This is a genomic window from Variovorax sp. GW821-FHT09D04, assembly GCF_059416405.1.
This window is the reverse complement of record NZ_JBWKPA010000010.1, coordinates 172,004-185,759: the sequence shown is the minus strand read 5'-3', so window position 1 is coordinate 185,759 and position 13,756 is coordinate 172,004. Positions and strand designations below refer to the sequence as shown.

Annotated in this window: 13 protein-coding genes; 2 read left to right on the top strand and 11 right to left on the bottom strand. The window is 67.9% G+C overall.

The window, feature by feature from the left end; translation table 11 throughout:
• The 8 genes from AC07O4_RS25915 to AC07O4_RS25880 all read right to left on the bottom strand — a co-directional run bounded on the left by AC07O4_RS25915 (window position 1) and on the right by AC07O4_RS25880 (window position 9,520).
• Window positions 1-840, bottom strand: a complete 840-nt coding sequence (locus AC07O4_RS25915) for an acyl-CoA thioesterase (RefSeq protein WP_487848591.1) — start codon at window positions 838-840, stop codon at window positions 1-3.
• Between the two features lie 32 nt (window positions 841-872).
• Window positions 873-1,778, bottom strand: a complete 906-nt coding sequence (locus AC07O4_RS25910; protein ID WP_495306023.1) for an alpha/beta hydrolase family protein — start codon at window positions 1,776-1,778, stop codon at window positions 873-875.
• A 130-nt stretch (window positions 1,779-1,908) separates the two neighbouring features.
• Window positions 1,909-3,108: an acetyl-CoA C-acyltransferase gene (locus tag AC07O4_RS25905; RefSeq protein WP_495306022.1), complete on the bottom strand. Its 1,200-nt coding sequence runs from the start codon at window positions 3,106-3,108 to the stop codon at window positions 1,909-1,911.
• An 11-nt stretch (window positions 3,109-3,119) separates the two neighbouring features.
• On the bottom strand, window positions 3,120-5,519 hold the full coding sequence (locus tag AC07O4_RS25900; RefSeq protein ID WP_495306021.1) for a 3-hydroxyacyl-CoA dehydrogenase/enoyl-CoA hydratase family protein: 2,400 nt from the start codon (window positions 5,517-5,519) through the stop codon (window positions 3,120-3,122).
• 36 nt (window positions 5,520-5,555) lie between these two features.
• Entirely contained in the window at window positions 5,556-5,990 is a 435-nt protein-coding gene (locus AC07O4_RS25895; protein ID WP_495306020.1) for a DUF2147 domain-containing protein, read from the bottom strand.
• Between the two features lie 45 nt (window positions 5,991-6,035).
• Complete coding sequence (locus AC07O4_RS25890; RefSeq protein ID WP_070060218.1) at window positions 6,036-7,832, bottom strand: acyl-CoA dehydrogenase C-terminal domain-containing protein; 1,797 nt, start codon at window positions 7,830-7,832, stop codon at window positions 6,036-6,038.
• Between the two features lie 75 nt (window positions 7,833-7,907).
• Window positions 7,908-8,612 carry a TetR/AcrR family transcriptional regulator gene (locus AC07O4_RS25885; protein WP_070060219.1) on the bottom strand — a complete coding sequence of 235 codons (705 nt, stop codon included), beginning with the start codon at window positions 8,610-8,612 and terminating at the stop codon, window positions 7,908-7,910.
• A 149-nt stretch (window positions 8,613-8,761) separates the two neighbouring features.
• Entirely contained in the window at window positions 8,762-9,520 is a 759-nt protein-coding gene (locus AC07O4_RS25880) for an SDR family oxidoreductase (RefSeq protein WP_095949521.1), read from the bottom strand.
• 106 nt (window positions 9,521-9,626) lie between these two features.
• On the opposite strand from AC07O4_RS25880, the gene AC07O4_RS25875 reads away from it, so the two are divergent.
• Complete coding sequence (locus AC07O4_RS25875; protein ID WP_495306052.1) at window positions 9,627-10,514, top strand: LysR family transcriptional regulator; 888 nt, start codon at window positions 9,627-9,629, stop codon at window positions 10,512-10,514.
• On the opposite strand, the gene AC07O4_RS25870 is transcribed toward AC07O4_RS25875, so the two are convergent.
• From AC07O4_RS25870 to AC07O4_RS25860, 3 genes are read right to left on the bottom strand one after another with little or no spacing between them, the layout of a single operon-like run.
• Complete coding sequence (locus tag AC07O4_RS25870; RefSeq protein ID WP_493195867.1) at window positions 10,504-11,352, bottom strand: fumarylacetoacetate hydrolase family protein; 849 nt, start codon at window positions 11,350-11,352, stop codon at window positions 10,504-10,506. The two genes, AC07O4_RS25875 and AC07O4_RS25870, sit on opposite strands and share 11 nt — an antisense overlap.
• 29 nt (window positions 11,353-11,381) lie before the next feature.
• Entirely contained in the window at window positions 11,382-12,137 is a 756-nt protein-coding gene (locus AC07O4_RS25865; protein ID WP_492740998.1) for an SDR family NAD(P)-dependent oxidoreductase, read from the bottom strand.
• Window positions 12,134-12,868: an SDR family oxidoreductase gene (locus AC07O4_RS25860; protein ID WP_062471114.1), complete on the bottom strand. Its 735-nt coding sequence runs from the start codon at window positions 12,866-12,868 to the stop codon at window positions 12,134-12,136. The genes AC07O4_RS25865 and AC07O4_RS25860 overlap by 4 nt, the downstream gene beginning before the upstream one ends.
• Before the next feature lie 165 nt (window positions 12,869-13,033).
• Between AC07O4_RS25860 and AC07O4_RS25855 the strand changes: the two genes are divergently transcribed.
• Window positions 13,034-13,741 carry a FadR/GntR family transcriptional regulator gene (locus AC07O4_RS25855; protein ID WP_159273772.1) on the top strand — a complete coding sequence of 236 codons (708 nt, stop codon included), beginning with the start codon at window positions 13,034-13,036 and terminating at the stop codon, window positions 13,739-13,741.
• Window positions 13,742-13,756: the final 15 nt, after the last annotated feature.

Sequence of the window (13,756 nt, the reverse complement as noted above, 5' to 3'; positions counted from 1 at the left end):
TCATTCCTTGTAGTAGACGATCTGGTTCGAGGTGGCGAGCAACGCGCCCTTCTCGCTCCACAGCTGCGCCTTCTGGTCGAAGAAGCCGTTGAAGAACTGCTGCCCTGCCGCGCAGCCCAGCAGGTAGCCCGTGCCGACCTCGGCCAGCTCGGCGGCGCCGACATGGAAGTAGGTGGTGATCGACACCGTGCCCGCGGGCACGTGCGTGGCGCGGCGCAGCCACACGCGCGGGTAGAACACGTCGCTCAACGCAGCGAGCGAGGCGAAGTCGAGCGGGCGCGCCTGCGCGTCGCGCACCCACAGGCGCGTTTCGCTGTGCTGAAGGCTGCCGTCCCACTTGGCGGGGATGCCGCCGCTGAAGGGGCGCATCTCGTACTGCTCGAGCCAGGCCACGCCCGACGGGCCGATGCGGATGCGATCGACCGCCTCGGGCTTCGGCGCCTCGGGCATGGTGAGGTCGGCCTGGCTCCACGTGTCGCGGCGCGCGGCCGTGACCACGGTGGCGGTGGTCGTCATGTTCGCGGTGCCGTCGGCGCCGGGCTGCGTGATCGTCACCGTCCAGTGCTGCGTCGAGCGGTTGGTGCGCACGGCGATGGCCTGGATGTCGAACGCGCCCTCGCCGAGCGCGGCCGCGTAGTTGACGGTCAGCGCGATGGGCGTGCCGAGCAGGTCGGGGTGCTTGAGCACCGCCTGCAGCGCCAGCGCCGCGGTGGTGCCGCCGAACGGGCCGACCATGTTCCAGTAGTCGGGACTCGTGGTGCCCGTGAAGTGCCCCACGCGGATGTCGCTGTGGTGCAGGGCCAGGGCTTTGTCGAGGGGGTGTGGGGTCGTGCTGCTCATGATGATCGCCAGTGTGCCTGCGGAGGATGACGTCACGCAGTCGTGTGCGGGACGTTGGCGTGCTGCACTGCCGCAGGCCCAGTCAGCGCGGCGAGCCGGTGCAGCTTGTCGAGCGTGCTCGGCCACAGGCTCTGGCTGAATTGCTCGCGGAAGAAACCGAAGTGGCCGATGCGCCGCGCCTGCACGTCGGCCGGCGCGATGCGCTCGACCGCGCTCGGCGCGCCTGCATAAAAACTCACGAGGCTGCGCGTGCCGGCGTGCGTCATGAGCTCGTCGTCGGTCATCGAGAGCGCGAGCACCGGGAAGCGCACGCGCGCATAGCTTTGCAACGCGGGCTCGCCTTCGGCGCCCACGCTGTAGCGCGGGTTCAGGCACCAGCGGCGCCATTGCAGGATCACGCCGCGCGGCAGGTCGCCCACCTTCTTCAGCTTGCGGCCCGGGAAGTAGCCCCACAGGCGCGTCGCCAGCGGCACCAGCACGAACCAGAAATACAGGATGCTGCGCCGCAGCTTCGGCGCGTTCTCGCGCCAGTAGCCGCTGCCGGCCGCGATGCTCACGAGGCCGTCGACCTGCCCGGGCCGCTGCAGGAAGCCCGGCAGCTGCGCGCCGAGGCTGTGGCCCAGCAGGTACAACGGTTCGTCGGGCAGCGCGGCCTTGGCAGCGTCGATCACCGCCTCGTAGTCGCGCGCCCAGTCGAACAGGTCGGCCTGGAAACCACGCAGCGGCGCATCGCCGAGCGAGTCGCCGCTGCCGCGGTAGTCGAAGGTCCAGACCCGCAGGCCCTGCCCCGCGAGCCAGTGCGCGAAGGGCTCGTAGAACGACTGGCGCACGCCCATCGCACCGCCGATGACGATGCTGGCGCGCGGTGCGCCGGCGGGGTCGTAGCGGCGCACCGCCACGTGGGCGCCGGTGTCGACCGGCAGAACCTGCTGTTGCATGCCCTTCTCCTCAATACAGACACGGTCCCTTCGCGAGACACCGCGGAACCGGCTTTGCCGGGCCGCTGGTGTCGCCCCCTGCAAGGGGGTTGGCGAAGCGACACGAAGTGCGCGAAGACTGGGGGTTAGCTCAAACCCTTTCGAAGATGCCTGCGGCGCCTTGTCCCATGCCCACGCACATCGTGACCATGCCGTACTTCAGCTTCTCGCGGCGCAGCGCGTGCACCACGGTGGCTGCGCGGATCGCGCCGGTCGCGCCCAGCGGGTGGCCCAGTGCAATGGCGCCGCCCATCGGGTTGACCTTGGACGGATCGAGCCCCAGCGTGTTCATCACCGCGAGCGATTGCGCGGCGAAGGCTTCGTTGAGTTCGAACCAGTCGATGTCCTCGTGCTTCAGGCCCGCATAGCGCAGCGCGGCCGGAATCGCCTCGATCGGGCCGATGCCCATGATGTGCGGCGGCACGCCCTTGCTGGCGAAGCTCACGAAGCGCGCGAGCGGCGTGAGGCCGTACTGCTTGATGGCCTTCTCGCTGGCCAGGATCAGCGCGCCCGCGCCGTCCGAGGTCTGCGAGCTGTTGCCGGCCGTCACGGTGCCGCGCGCGGCGAACACGGTGCGCAGCTTGGCGAGGCCTTCGATGCTGGTGTCGGGGCGCGCGCCTTCGTCCAGGCTCACGGTGCGGGTCTTGGCGATCGACTCGCCGGTTTCCAGGTTCGGCGTGCGGTCGGTCACTTCGATCGGCGTGATCTCGTCGGCGAACTTGCCGGCGGCCTGCGCGACCAGTGCCTTCTGGTGCGAGGCCAGCGCGAACGCGTCCTGCGCCTCGCGGCTCACCTTCCACTGCTGCGCGACTTTCTCGGCCGTGAGGCCCATGCCGTAGGCAATGCCCACGTCGCCTTCGCGCTCGAAGATCGAGGGCGACAGCGAGGGCGAGTTGCCCATCATCGGCACCATGCTCATGCTCTCGACGCCGGCCGCGATCATCACGTCGGCCTCGCCGACGCGGATGCGGTCCGCCGCCATCTGCACGGCCGACAGGCCCGAGGCGCAGAAGCGGTTGACGGTGATGCCACCGATGCTGGTCGGCAGGCCGGCCAGCACCGCGCCGATGCGCGCGACGTTCAGGCCCTGCTGCGATTCGGGAATCGCGCAGCCGCAGATGATGTCTTCGATGGCCTTCGGGTCGAGGCCGGGAACTGCCGCGAGTGCTGCCTTCAGCGTGGTCGCGAGCAGGTCGTCGGGACGGTAGTTGCGGAAGTAGCCGCGGTGCGACTTGCCGATGGGCGTGCGGGTGGCGGAGACGATGTAGGCGTCTTGTACTTGCTTGCTCATGAAATCTGTCCTTAGTTGCGCACGGGCTTGCCGGTGCTGAGCATCCCCATGATTCGCTCTTGCGTCTTGGGGTGCACGATGAGCGAGCAGAACGCCTTGCGTTCCAGCGTCATCAGGTATTCCTCGGTCACGAGCGAGCCCGCGTCCACGTCGCCGCCGGTGACCACGTTGGCGATCAGGCTGGCAATGTGGAAGTCGTGCGCGCTGATGAAGCCGCCGTCGCGCATGTTCACCAGCTGGCCCTTGATCGTCGCGGCGCCGCTGCGGCCCGCGACGCGGAAGGAGCGGCGCAGCGGCGGGCGGTAGCCGGCGTCGGCCATGGCCTTCGCCTGCTGCAGTGCCACGTAGAGCAGCTCGTCCTTGTTCGGCACGATCACGTCGCTGTCGAGCAGGTAGCCCAGCTTCTTCGAATCGAGCGCGCCCGTGCCCACCTTCGCCATCGCCGCGGCGGTGAAGCCTTCGGTAAGGAAGGGCAGCAGGTCGGTGCCCGTCGACGCCGATGCGTTTTCTGCCGCGCGGCGAGCGATGTAGGTCAGGCCGCCCGCGCCGGGGATCAGGCCCACGCCGACTTCGACCAGGCCGATGTAGCTTTCCATCGCGACGACGCGCTTGGCCGAGTGGATGGCCAGCTCGCAGCCGCCGCCCAGCGCCATGCCGCGCACGGCCGAGATCACCGGCACATTGGCGTAGCGGATCTTGAGCATGACGTTCTGCAGCTCTTCCTCCGCGCCTTCGACCGCGCCGATGCCCGCGACCACGAAGGCCGGCAGCATCGCCTGCAGGTCGGCGCCGACCGAAAACACCTCGTCGGGCGACCAGATCACCAAGCCCTTGTACTCGGCTTCGGCCAGGTCGACCGCGGCGCCCAGCGCCTCGGCCACGTCGGGGCTGATGGCGTGCATCTTCGACTGGATGCTCGCGATGAGCACCTCACCGTCGAGCGTCCACACGCGCACATCGCCTTCGTCGCTGATCGTGGTGCCGGCCGTGTTGGCATCGGCCGCGTTCGCGCCGAGCACGCTCTCGGGGAACAGCTGGCGGTCGTGCACGGGCAGCTTGCGCTGCGGCACGAATTTGTTCTGCGAGGCGCTCCACGAGCCTTCGGGCGTGTGCACGCCGCCGGCTTGTGCGACCGGGCCTTCGAAGACCCACTTCGGCAGCGGCGCGGTGCTCAGTGCCTTGCCGGCGTCGATGTCTTCCTGCACCCACTTGGCGACCTGCGCCCAGCCAGCTTCCTGCCACAGCTCGAACGGGCCCTGCTTCATGCCGAAGCCCCAGCGCATCGCGAAGTCGATGTCGCGTGCGCTCTCGGCGATGTCGGCCAAGTGCACGGCGGCGTAGTGGAAACCATCGCGCAGGATGGCCCACAGGAACTGGCCTTGCGGTCCTTCGCTCACGCGCAGCAGCTTCAGGCGTTCGCCCGCGGGCTTCTTGAGCATGCGGCCGTACACCTCGTCGGCCTTCGCGCCGGCGGGCACGTAGTCGCCGCTCTTCAGGTCGAAGCGCAGGATGTCGCGGCCGGCCTTCTTGAAGAAACCGGCCTTGGTCTTCTGGCCCAGGTTGCCCAGCTCCAGCAGCTTGGCGAGCACGGGCGGCGTCGCGAAGTTGGCGTAGAACGGGTCGGTCTCGGCGTTCAGGTTGTCCTGCAGCGTCTTCACGACGTGGGCCATGGTGTCCAGGCCCACCACGTCGGCGGTGCGGAAGGTGCCCGAGCTCGCGCGGCCCAGTTTCTTGCCGGTGAGGTCGTCCACCACGTCGGGCGTCAAACCGAACTTCTCGACTTCCTTCAGCGTGGCCAGCATGCCGGCGATGCCGACGCGGTTGGCGATGAAGTTGGGCGTGTCGTGCGCGCGCACCACGCCCTTGCCGAGCGTGCTGGTGACGAAGGCCTCGAGGTCATCGAGCACCTGGGGCTGGGTGGTGGGCGTGTTGATCAGCTCCACCAGGAACATGTAGCGCGGCGGGTTGAAGAAGTGAATGCCGCAGAAACGCGGCTTCAGGGCTTCAGGCAGCGCTTCGCTGAGCTTGGTGATCGACAGGCCCGAGGTGTTCGAGGCCAGGATCGAATGCTTGGCGACGTGAGGCGCGATCTTCTTGTACAGATCGAGCTTCCAGTCCATGCGCTCTGCGATGGCCTCGATGATGAGGTCGCATTCGCCGAGCTTGGCCAGGTCGTCTTCGTAGTTGGCCTGCTCGATCAGGCCCGCGTCGGCCACGTCGCCCAGGGGTGCGGGCTTGAGCTTCTTGAGGTTGTCGATGGCGCGCGTGACGATGCCGTTCTTCGGGCCTTCCTTGGCGGCCAGGTCGAACAGCACGACAGGCACGCGCACGTTGACGAGGTGGGCGGCAATCTGCGCGCCCATCACGCCGGCGCCGAGCACGGCGACCTTCTTCACTTGAAATCGGGACATGTTGCTTGGTATTTCTTGGATAGGTTGTGCGCGGAGTTACTGCACACGGTTCCAGGTTTGGGTGCGCCAGAAGGGGCCGAGGTAGCCGCGCACTTCCAGCTTCTTGCCGCCGTCGATCGGCGTGAAGCTCGCGCGGTACTCCTTGCCGTTCTCGGGGTCGAGGATCTTCCCGCCTTCCCAGACGTCCTTGCCCTCGGCCTTCTTGCCGCCACGGATGATCTCCAGGCCCGCGATGGGCTTGCCCTTGCGGTCGTCGGCGCATTCGTCGCAGGTGGCGTCGGGCTTGGTGTCTTTCTTCAACGACTTCTCGATGCGCCCGAGCAGCGCGCCGTTGGTCTCGGCGATGCGGATCTCGGCCTTGGCCTCGCCGGTCTTGTCGTCGACGTTGCGCCACAGGCCCACCGGCGTGCTCTGGGCCATGGCCGAGACGGCGGTGACGGTGAACAAGACGGCTGCAAGCATTGCTTTCATGAGCGGGCTCCCGGTGGGTCGATGAAGAAAGGCTGTGTGCGTCGCTTAAGCGAGTGCGGCGTCGGTGTCCATCAACACCTTGCTGCCGGCGCGCGCGGTGCGCATCAGCATCACGGTCTCGGGGAACAGCTTGGCGAAGTAGAAGCGTGCGGTCTGCAGCTTGGCGACGTAGAACGGATCGTTGTTGCCGGCGGCGATTTCGCGCAGCGCCACTTGCGCCATGCGGGCGAACAGGTAACCGAACACGAAGTGGCCGGCCACGCGCAGGTAGTCGACCGCGGCGGCGCCCACTTCGTCGGGGTTCTGGAAGCCCTTGAAGCCGATCTCGGTGGTGAACTTGGTGAGCTGGTCGCCCAGCATCGCGATCGGGTTGATGAACTCGGCCATCTTCTCGTTCACGCCTTCTTCTTCCACCAGCTTGGCGACGAGCTTGCCGAACTTCTTCAGCGAGGCGCCGTTGTTGCCCAGGATCTTGCGGCCCAGCAGGTCCAGCGACTGGATGGTGTTGGTGCCTTCATAGATCATGTTGATGCGGTTGTCGCGCACGAACTGCTCCATGCCCCATTCCTTGATGAAGCCGTGGCCGCCGAAGACCTGCATGCACGAATTGGTCGCGATGTGGCCGTTGTCGGTGATGAAGGCTTTGACGATGGGCGTGAGCAGCGCGACCAGCTCGCCGCTGTCCTTGCGCACCTTCTCGTCGGGGTGGTTGTGCTCCTTGTCGAGCAGCAGCGTGCAGAAGATCTGCAGCGCGCGGCCGCCTTCGGCGTACGCCTTGGCCGTGAGCAGCATCTTGCGCACGTCGGGGTGCACGATGATGGGGTCGGCTTCCTTGTCCTTGGCCTTCACGCCCGACAGCGAACGCATCTGGATGCGGTCCTTGGCGTAGGCCAGCGCGTTTTGATAAGCCACTTCGGTGAGGCCCAGCGACTGGTTGCCCACGCCCAGGCGTGCGGCGTTCATCATCACGAACATCGCGGCCAGGCCCTTGTTGGGCTCGCCCACCAGCGTGCCGGTGGCGCCTTCGATCACGATCTGCGCGGTGGCGTTGCCGTGGATGCCCATCTTGTGCTCCAGGCCGGCGCAGAAGATCGGGTTGCGCTCGCCCAGCGAGCCGTCGGCCTTGACGTGGAACTTCGGCACCACGAACAGGCTGATGCCCTTGCTGCCCTTGGGCGCGTCCGGCAGGCGGGCCAACACCAGGTGAATGATGTTGCTCGTCATGTCGTGCTCGCCGGCCGAGATGAAGATCTTGCTGCCGGTGATGCGGTAGGTGCCGTCCGCCTGCGGCTCGGCCTTGGTGCGCAGCAGGCCCAGGTCGGTGCCGCAATGGGGTTCGGTCAGGCACATCGTGCCGGTCCACTCGCCGCTCGTGAGCTTGGGCAGGTAGGTCTTCTTCTGGTCGTCGGTGCCGTGTGCGGCCAGTGCCTCGTAGGCGCCGTGCGACAGGCCCGGGTACATGGTCCAGGCCTGGTTGGCGCTGTTGAGCATTTCGAACAGGCACTGGTTCACCACGAAGGGCAGGCCCTGGCCGCCGAAGGCCGGGTCGCACGACAGCGCGGGCCAGCCGCCTTCGACGTACTTGGCGTAGGCGTCCTTGAAGCCGGTGGGCGTCTTGACTTCGTGCGTGGCCTTGTCGAGCACGCAGCCTTCTTCGTCGCCGCTGATGTTCAGCGGGAAGGTGACTTCGGCGGCGAACTTGCCGGCCTCTTCGATCACCGCGTTGATGGTGTCGGCATCGGTCTCGGCGTGGGCCGGCAGTGCCTTGAGTTCCTCGGCGACGTTGAGCACTTCGTGCAGCACGAACTGCATGTCACGCACGGGGGGGTTGTAGGTAGGCATCCGGGACTCTCCTGGTCGAAGCTAGATAGATTGGAAAAAACGAAAACGGAAAAACGAAACGGGCAGCCGTGGCGCTCAGCGCACGGTCTTGAGCCGGCGCGTGCCGCGCGCAGCGGGCGCGGACTCGGCGGCATTGGAGGCAGGCGGCGCGTCCGGCGTGGCGGCGCGCGCAAGGATGTTGTCGAAGCCGACGTTGGCGCGGCCGATGGAGCCGGGCACCTGCAGGAAGCGGGCTTCGTAGTGCAGCGCGAGGATCAGGCCGTGGATCTCGAACCCGACCTGGCGCTCGTCGGCGTCGGCGCGCAGGTGGCCTTCGGTCTTGGACTGCACGATGGCGCGCAGCACGGCGGCCTGCCAGATGCTGACCGACTCGACCAGCGCGTCGCGCACCGGGCCCGGGCGGTCGTCGAATTCGGAGGCGCCGCTGATGTAGATGCAGCCCGAGTCGATTTCGGTCGAGGTGCGCTTCATCCAGTTGGCGAACATGGCGCGCAGGCGCGGCAGGCCGCGGGGCGCCTGCAGGGCGGGGAAGAACACCTCCTGCTCGAAGCGCGCGTGGTACTCGCGCACCACGGAAATCTGCAGTTCTTCGCGCGAGCCGAAGTGGGCGAAGACGCCCGACTTGCTCATCTTGGTGATCTCGGCCACGGCGCCGATCGACAGGCCCTCGAGCCCGATCTGCGCGGCCAGCGCCAGTGCGGCGTCGACGATGATGGCCTTGGTCTGCTGGCCCTTGGGGGCGGCGCGGGCCGGCTTGGCGGGAACGGCGGTGGCAGACATCGTGAAAGCTCCGAATAAAACGAACGGTCGTTCTATTTTGCAGGGGCTTTGCACTTTTGACCGCAAATGACCTTGGGCGGCGCTGGGTTAATAAAGGTTAGCCAAAGCAGGGGGCGACCGCCAGGGGGCCGCACCCTGCCCCTGCGGACTCAAAACTCCTGCGACACGGGGCGCAGCACGACCTCGTTGATGTCCACGTTGGCCGGCTGCTCCACCGCGTAGACGATGGCGCGCGCCACCGAATCGGCCGGAATCTGGTTGGCGTCGTAGAAGGCCTTCACGCCGGCGGCGCTCTCGGCGTCGCTGCTGCCGAACTTCAGCTCCGAGTCCACGGCGCCGGGCGACACGATGGTCACGCGCACGCCGCTGTTGCCCACCTCCACGCGCAGGCCTTCGGAGATGGCGCGCACCGCGTGCTTGGTCGCGCTGTAGACGGTGCCGATGGGCGTGAACACCTTCAGCCCGGCGATCGACGCGACGTTCACGATGTGGCCGCTGCCCTGCGCCTGCATGCGCGGCAGCACGGCGGCGATGCCGTAGAGCACGCCCTTGATGTTGACGTCGATGGTGCGGTCCCACTCGTCGACCTTGAGCTTGTCCAGCGGCGACAGCGGCATCACGCCCGCGTTGTTGACCAGCACGTCGATGCGGCCGAAGGCCTCGACGGTGGCGGCGGCGAGCTTTTCCAGATCGGCGCGCTGGGCCACGTCGGTGGCGACGGCGATGGCTTCGCCGCCGGCCTCGCGGATCTCGGCGACGACCTGGTCGAGCCGGTCGGTGCGGCGGGCCGCGAGCACCACCTTGGCGCCGCGCGCGGCCAGGTGGCGCGCCGTCGATTCGCCCAGGCCGCTGCTGGCACCGGTGACGATGGCAACCTTGCCCTGGATGTTGTCTTGAATGGAGGTCATGGAATTTCCTTGGGGTGTGTTGAAGAAGTGCATGCAGTGTGGAAAATCCACGCGTTCCAGTAAATGAAACTCTGGCGACTTCAGAATTCCCCAAAAAGGAACACCCCTGTCCAACCGCCTCGAAGCCCTGCGCGTGTTCTTCACCGCCGCCGATGCCGCCAACTTCCGCGAGGCGGCCGTGCGCCTGTCGGTGTCGCCGCAGGTGGTGACGCGCGCCGTGCGCGAACTCGAGGAAGAACTGGGCGAGCCGCTCTTTCACCGCAGCACGCGCGGCGTGCAGCTCACCGATTTCGGGCGCCAGCTCGCCGAGCGCGCCCGCGTGGCCGTGGGCGGCGTGGACGAACTTTTCCACCGCATCGACCGGCGCGCGCTGTCGCAGCACACGGGCACGGTGCGGGTCACGGCGCCGCATGTGTACGCCCGGCTGATCCCGCAGGCGCTGGCGCCGCTGCTGGTGCAGCACCCCGGGCTGGTGCTCGACCTGCGGCTGTCGGAGCAGCATGCCGACGTGGTCGACCAGCAGATCGACCTCGGCGTGCGCGTCGGCCCGATGCGCGACGCGCGCTTCGTGGCGCGGGGCGTGGGAAAGATGTCGCTGTGCGTGGTGGGCTCACCCGCACTCGTCGAGCGGGTCGGTGCGCCGCGCACCGTCGATGCGCTGTCCGGGCTGCCGGTGACGGCGCTGATCGACCACAGCTCGGGCCGGCCGTGGCCGTGGGCCTTCAGCAAGAAACGGGTGTTCACCGTGTCGTCGCCCGCGTTCGTGACGGACAACATCGACGCCGAATGCGCCGCGGTGCTCGCGGGCATCGGCTTCGGCCAGCTCATCGGGCCGCTGGCGCAGCCATGGCTGCAATCGGGCGCGCTGGTGGAGGTGCTGGCGGCCGAGGCGCCCGAGCCCTGGCCGATCCACGTCTACCGCCCGCAGCGCGCGCCGGTGCCGGCGCGCGTGCGGCTGGTGTACGACGAGCTGGTGCGCGTGCTCAGAGCTTGAAGGGCACCACTTCCTGGCGCTGCTCGCCCAGGCCTTCGATGCCCAGCGTCATCACGTCGCCCTTCTTCAGGAACAGCGGCGGCTTCATGCCCATGCCGACGCCAGGCGGCGTGCCGGTGGTGATCACGTCGCCGGGCATCAGCGTCATGAACTGGCTCACGTAGCTCACGAGCTTGGCCACGCTGAAGATCATGGTCTTGGTGCTGCCGGTCTGCACGCGCTGGCCGTTGAGGTCGAGCCACATCGCGAGCTTCTGCGGGTTCTCGATCTCGTCGCGCGTGACGAGCCAGGGGCCGATGGGGCCGAAGGTGTCACAGCCCTTGCCCTTGTCCCAGGTGCCGCCGCGCTCGATCTGGTATTCGCGCTCGCTCACGTCGTTGATGGTGCAGTAGCCGGCCACGTAGTCGAGTGCGCTCTTTTGCGACACGTAGCGCGCCTTCGTGCCGATGACCACGCCGAGCTCGACCTCCCAGTCGGACTTGACCGAGCCCTTGGGCAGCATCACCGGGTCGTTCGGGCCCTGGATGCAGCTGGTGGCCTTCATGAAGACGATGGGTTCCTTGGGCACCGGCAGGCCCGACTCGGCCGCGTGGTCGGCGTAGTTCAGGCCGATGGCGATGAACTTGCCGACGTTGGCCACGGGGCTGCCCAAGCGCGGCTTGCCCTTGACCAGCGGCAGCTTGTCGAGCTTGGTCTTGCGCAGCTTGGCAAGGGCGGCATCGCCGAGCTGGTCGGGACCGATGTCCTTGACGATGGCGCTCAGGTCGCGCAGCTTGCCTTCGTTGTCGATGAGACCGGGCTTTTCTTTGCCGGGGTTGCCGTAGCGGACGAGTTTCATGCGTTCCTTTCAGTGCATTGAATGGGGAATCAGTAGGTGGAGCGGCCGCCCGACAGGTCGAACACGGCGCCGGTGGAAAAGGAGCAATCGTCGGTGCACAGCCAGCCGACCATCGCGGCCACCTCTTCCACGGTGCCGAAGCGGCCCATGGGAATCTTCGAAAGCATGAAGGCGATGTGGTCGGGGGTCATCTGGTCGAAGATGGCGGTCTTCACCGCCGCGGGCGTCACGCAGTTCACGCGGATGCCGGTGTCGGCCAGCTCCTTGCCGAGCGACTTGGTGAGCCCGATGACGGCGGCCTTGCTCGCACTGTACGCGCTGGCGTTGGGGTTGCCGTCCTTGCCCGCCACCGAGGCGATGTTGACGATGCGGCCCTCGCCCTTCGTGCCCTGCCTGCGCATCTGCGCCACCACCTCGCGGCAGCACAGGAACACGCCGTTGACGTTGACCTCCATCACCTGGCGCCAGTCGTCCACTGGGTAGTCCCACAGCTTGACGTTGGGCCCGGTGATGCCGGCGCTGTTGACCAGCGCATCGATGCGCGGCGCGTGGGCGAGCGTGGCGGCCACGGCCTTTGCGACCGACGGCTGCTGCGTCACGTCGACCTTCAATGCGAAGGCCTTGGCGCCCAGCGCTTCGGCCGCGCGCACCGCGGCGGCCTCGTCGCGGTCCCACAGCGTGACGCTGCCGCCCGAGGCGACGAGCCGCTGCGCGATGCCGAAGCCCAGCCCCGTGGCACCGCCGGTGACCACGGCGTGGCGGCCTTCGAAATCGAGCCGGTTCATATCGTGATGCCGCCGTCGACCGTGAAGTACTGGCCGGTGGCGAAGATGGATTCGTCGCTCGCCAGGAACACCACCACCGGCGCGATCTCCTCGGCCTGCGCGAGCCGGCCCATGGGCTGGCGCGCCACGAAGGCCTTGCGCGCGGCCTCGGGGTCGGCATTGGCGTTGATGCGGTCGCCCAGCGAGGGCGTGTCGACCGTGCCCGGGCACACGGCATTGCAGCGGATGCCGCGGGCCACGTAGTCGGCCGCCACGCTCTTGGTGAGGCCGAGCACGGCCGCCTTGGTGGTGCCGTAGACGAAGCGGTTGGGCAGGCCCTTCATGCTGGAGCACACGCTGGCCATGTTGATGATGCTGCCGCGCCCGGCCGCGAGCATGCCGGGCAGCACGGCCTGGATGGTCCACATCTGGGCGCGCACGTTGAGGCGGAAGGCAAAGTCGAGGTCATCGTCGCCGGCCTGCTCGATGGTGCCGTTGTGCACCACGCCCGCACAGTTGAAGAGCACGTCCAGCGTGGGCAGCTGCGCCACGACCGCGCCGATGGCGGCCTTGTCGAGCACATCGAGCTTCAGGGCCGTGACGTTCGCCACGCCGGCGTAGGCCGACAGCAGCTGCTCGTTGACGTCGGTGGCCCACACATGGGCGCCCTCGGCCGCGAGCGCCAGCACGCTGGCGCGGCCGATGCCCTGGCCGGCGGCGGTGACGAGCACGGTCTTTCCCTTCAATCTCATGGTCGGTGTCTCCTGGGGTGTTCTGCGGATGCGGGGTGGGTTCGGGTTAGGCCCGATGGGTGACATCTGTGAATCGCCGTATTCTGAATTGGCCTTACCACTTGTCCAATTCAGGACAACCCTTAAGCCGATCCACCGCCTCGCCCGCACCCACTGCCTGCTCCCGTGCCGCTCCAGACCGTCGAACCCCAACGCCTCTATCGCCAGATTGCCGACCAGCTCCGAGGGCTGATCGCCAAGGGCGAATTCGACGTGGGCGCGCGCCTGCCCGCCGAGCGCGACCTGGCCAAGCAGCTCGGCGTGAGCCGGCCCTCGGTGCGCGAGGCGCTCATCGCGCTGGAGGTCGAGGGCTGGGTCGAGGTGCGCACCGGCTCGGGCGTGTACGTGCTCGACCGCTCGCACCGCGCCAGCGCGCCGGTGGCGCCCACCGAGTGGGGGCCGCTGGAGCTGATCCGCGCACGCCGCGTGATCGAGGGCGAGACCGCCGCCATCGCCGCCCTCTCGGGCAAGCGCAAGGACGTGGACGCGATGACGCGCGCCATCGCCACCATGCGCGAGATGGCCGACCGCAACGTCATGCCGCTGGACGGCGACCGCGCCTTTCACCTGGCCATCGTCGGCGCCAGCGGCAACGTGGTGCTGGTCGAGACGGTGCAGGGCTTCTGGGATTCGCGCCGCGGCCCGATCTTCACGCGGCTGGGCGGCTACTTCGAGACCGTGACCTCGTGGCGCGCCGCCATCACCGAGCACGAGGCGATCCGTGACGCCATTGCCGCGCGCGACGCCGAGGCCGCGCGCAGCGCGATGCACACGCACATGGACAACTCGCACCACCGTTTCAGCGCGAGCTGGCGCCGCGCCAAGCCCGCCTGATTTCTCGCCAGCCTT

Coding starts and splice junctions, on each gene's coding strand:
- AC07O4_RS25915 (WP_487848591.1), bottom strand. CDS start 840: ATGAGCAGCACGACCCCACACCCCCTCGACAAAGCCCTGGCCCTGCAC.
- AC07O4_RS25910 (WP_495306023.1), bottom strand. CDS start 1,778: ATGCAACAGCAGGTTCTGCCGGTCGACACCGGCGCCCACGTGGCGGTG.
- AC07O4_RS25905 (WP_495306022.1), bottom strand. CDS start 3,108: ATGAGCAAGCAAGTACAAGACGCCTACATCGTCTCCGCCACCCGCACG.
- AC07O4_RS25900 (WP_495306021.1), bottom strand. CDS start 5,519: ATGTCCCGATTTCAAGTGAAGAAGGTCGCCGTGCTCGGCGCCGGCGTG.
- AC07O4_RS25895 (WP_495306020.1), bottom strand. CDS start 5,990: ATGAAAGCAATGCTTGCAGCCGTCTTGTTCACCGTCACCGCCGTCTCG.
- AC07O4_RS25890 (WP_070060218.1), bottom strand. CDS start 7,832: ATGCCTACCTACAACCCCCCCGTGCGTGACATGCAGTTCGTGCTGCAC.
- AC07O4_RS25885 (WP_070060219.1), bottom strand. CDS start 8,612: ATGTCTGCCACCGCCGTTCCCGCCAAGCCGGCCCGCGCCGCCCCCAAG.
- AC07O4_RS25880 (WP_095949521.1), bottom strand. CDS start 9,520: ATGACCTCCATTCAAGACAACATCCAGGGCAAGGTTGCCATCGTCACC.
- AC07O4_RS25870 (WP_493195867.1), bottom strand. CDS start 11,352: ATGAAACTCGTCCGCTACGGCAACCCCGGCAAAGAAAAGCCCGGTCTC.
- AC07O4_RS25865 (WP_492740998.1), bottom strand. CDS start 12,137: ATGAACCGGCTCGATTTCGAAGGCCGCCACGCCGTGGTCACCGGCGGT.
- AC07O4_RS25860 (WP_062471114.1), bottom strand. CDS start 12,868: ATGAGATTGAAGGGAAAGACCGTGCTCGTCACCGCCGCCGGCCAGGGC.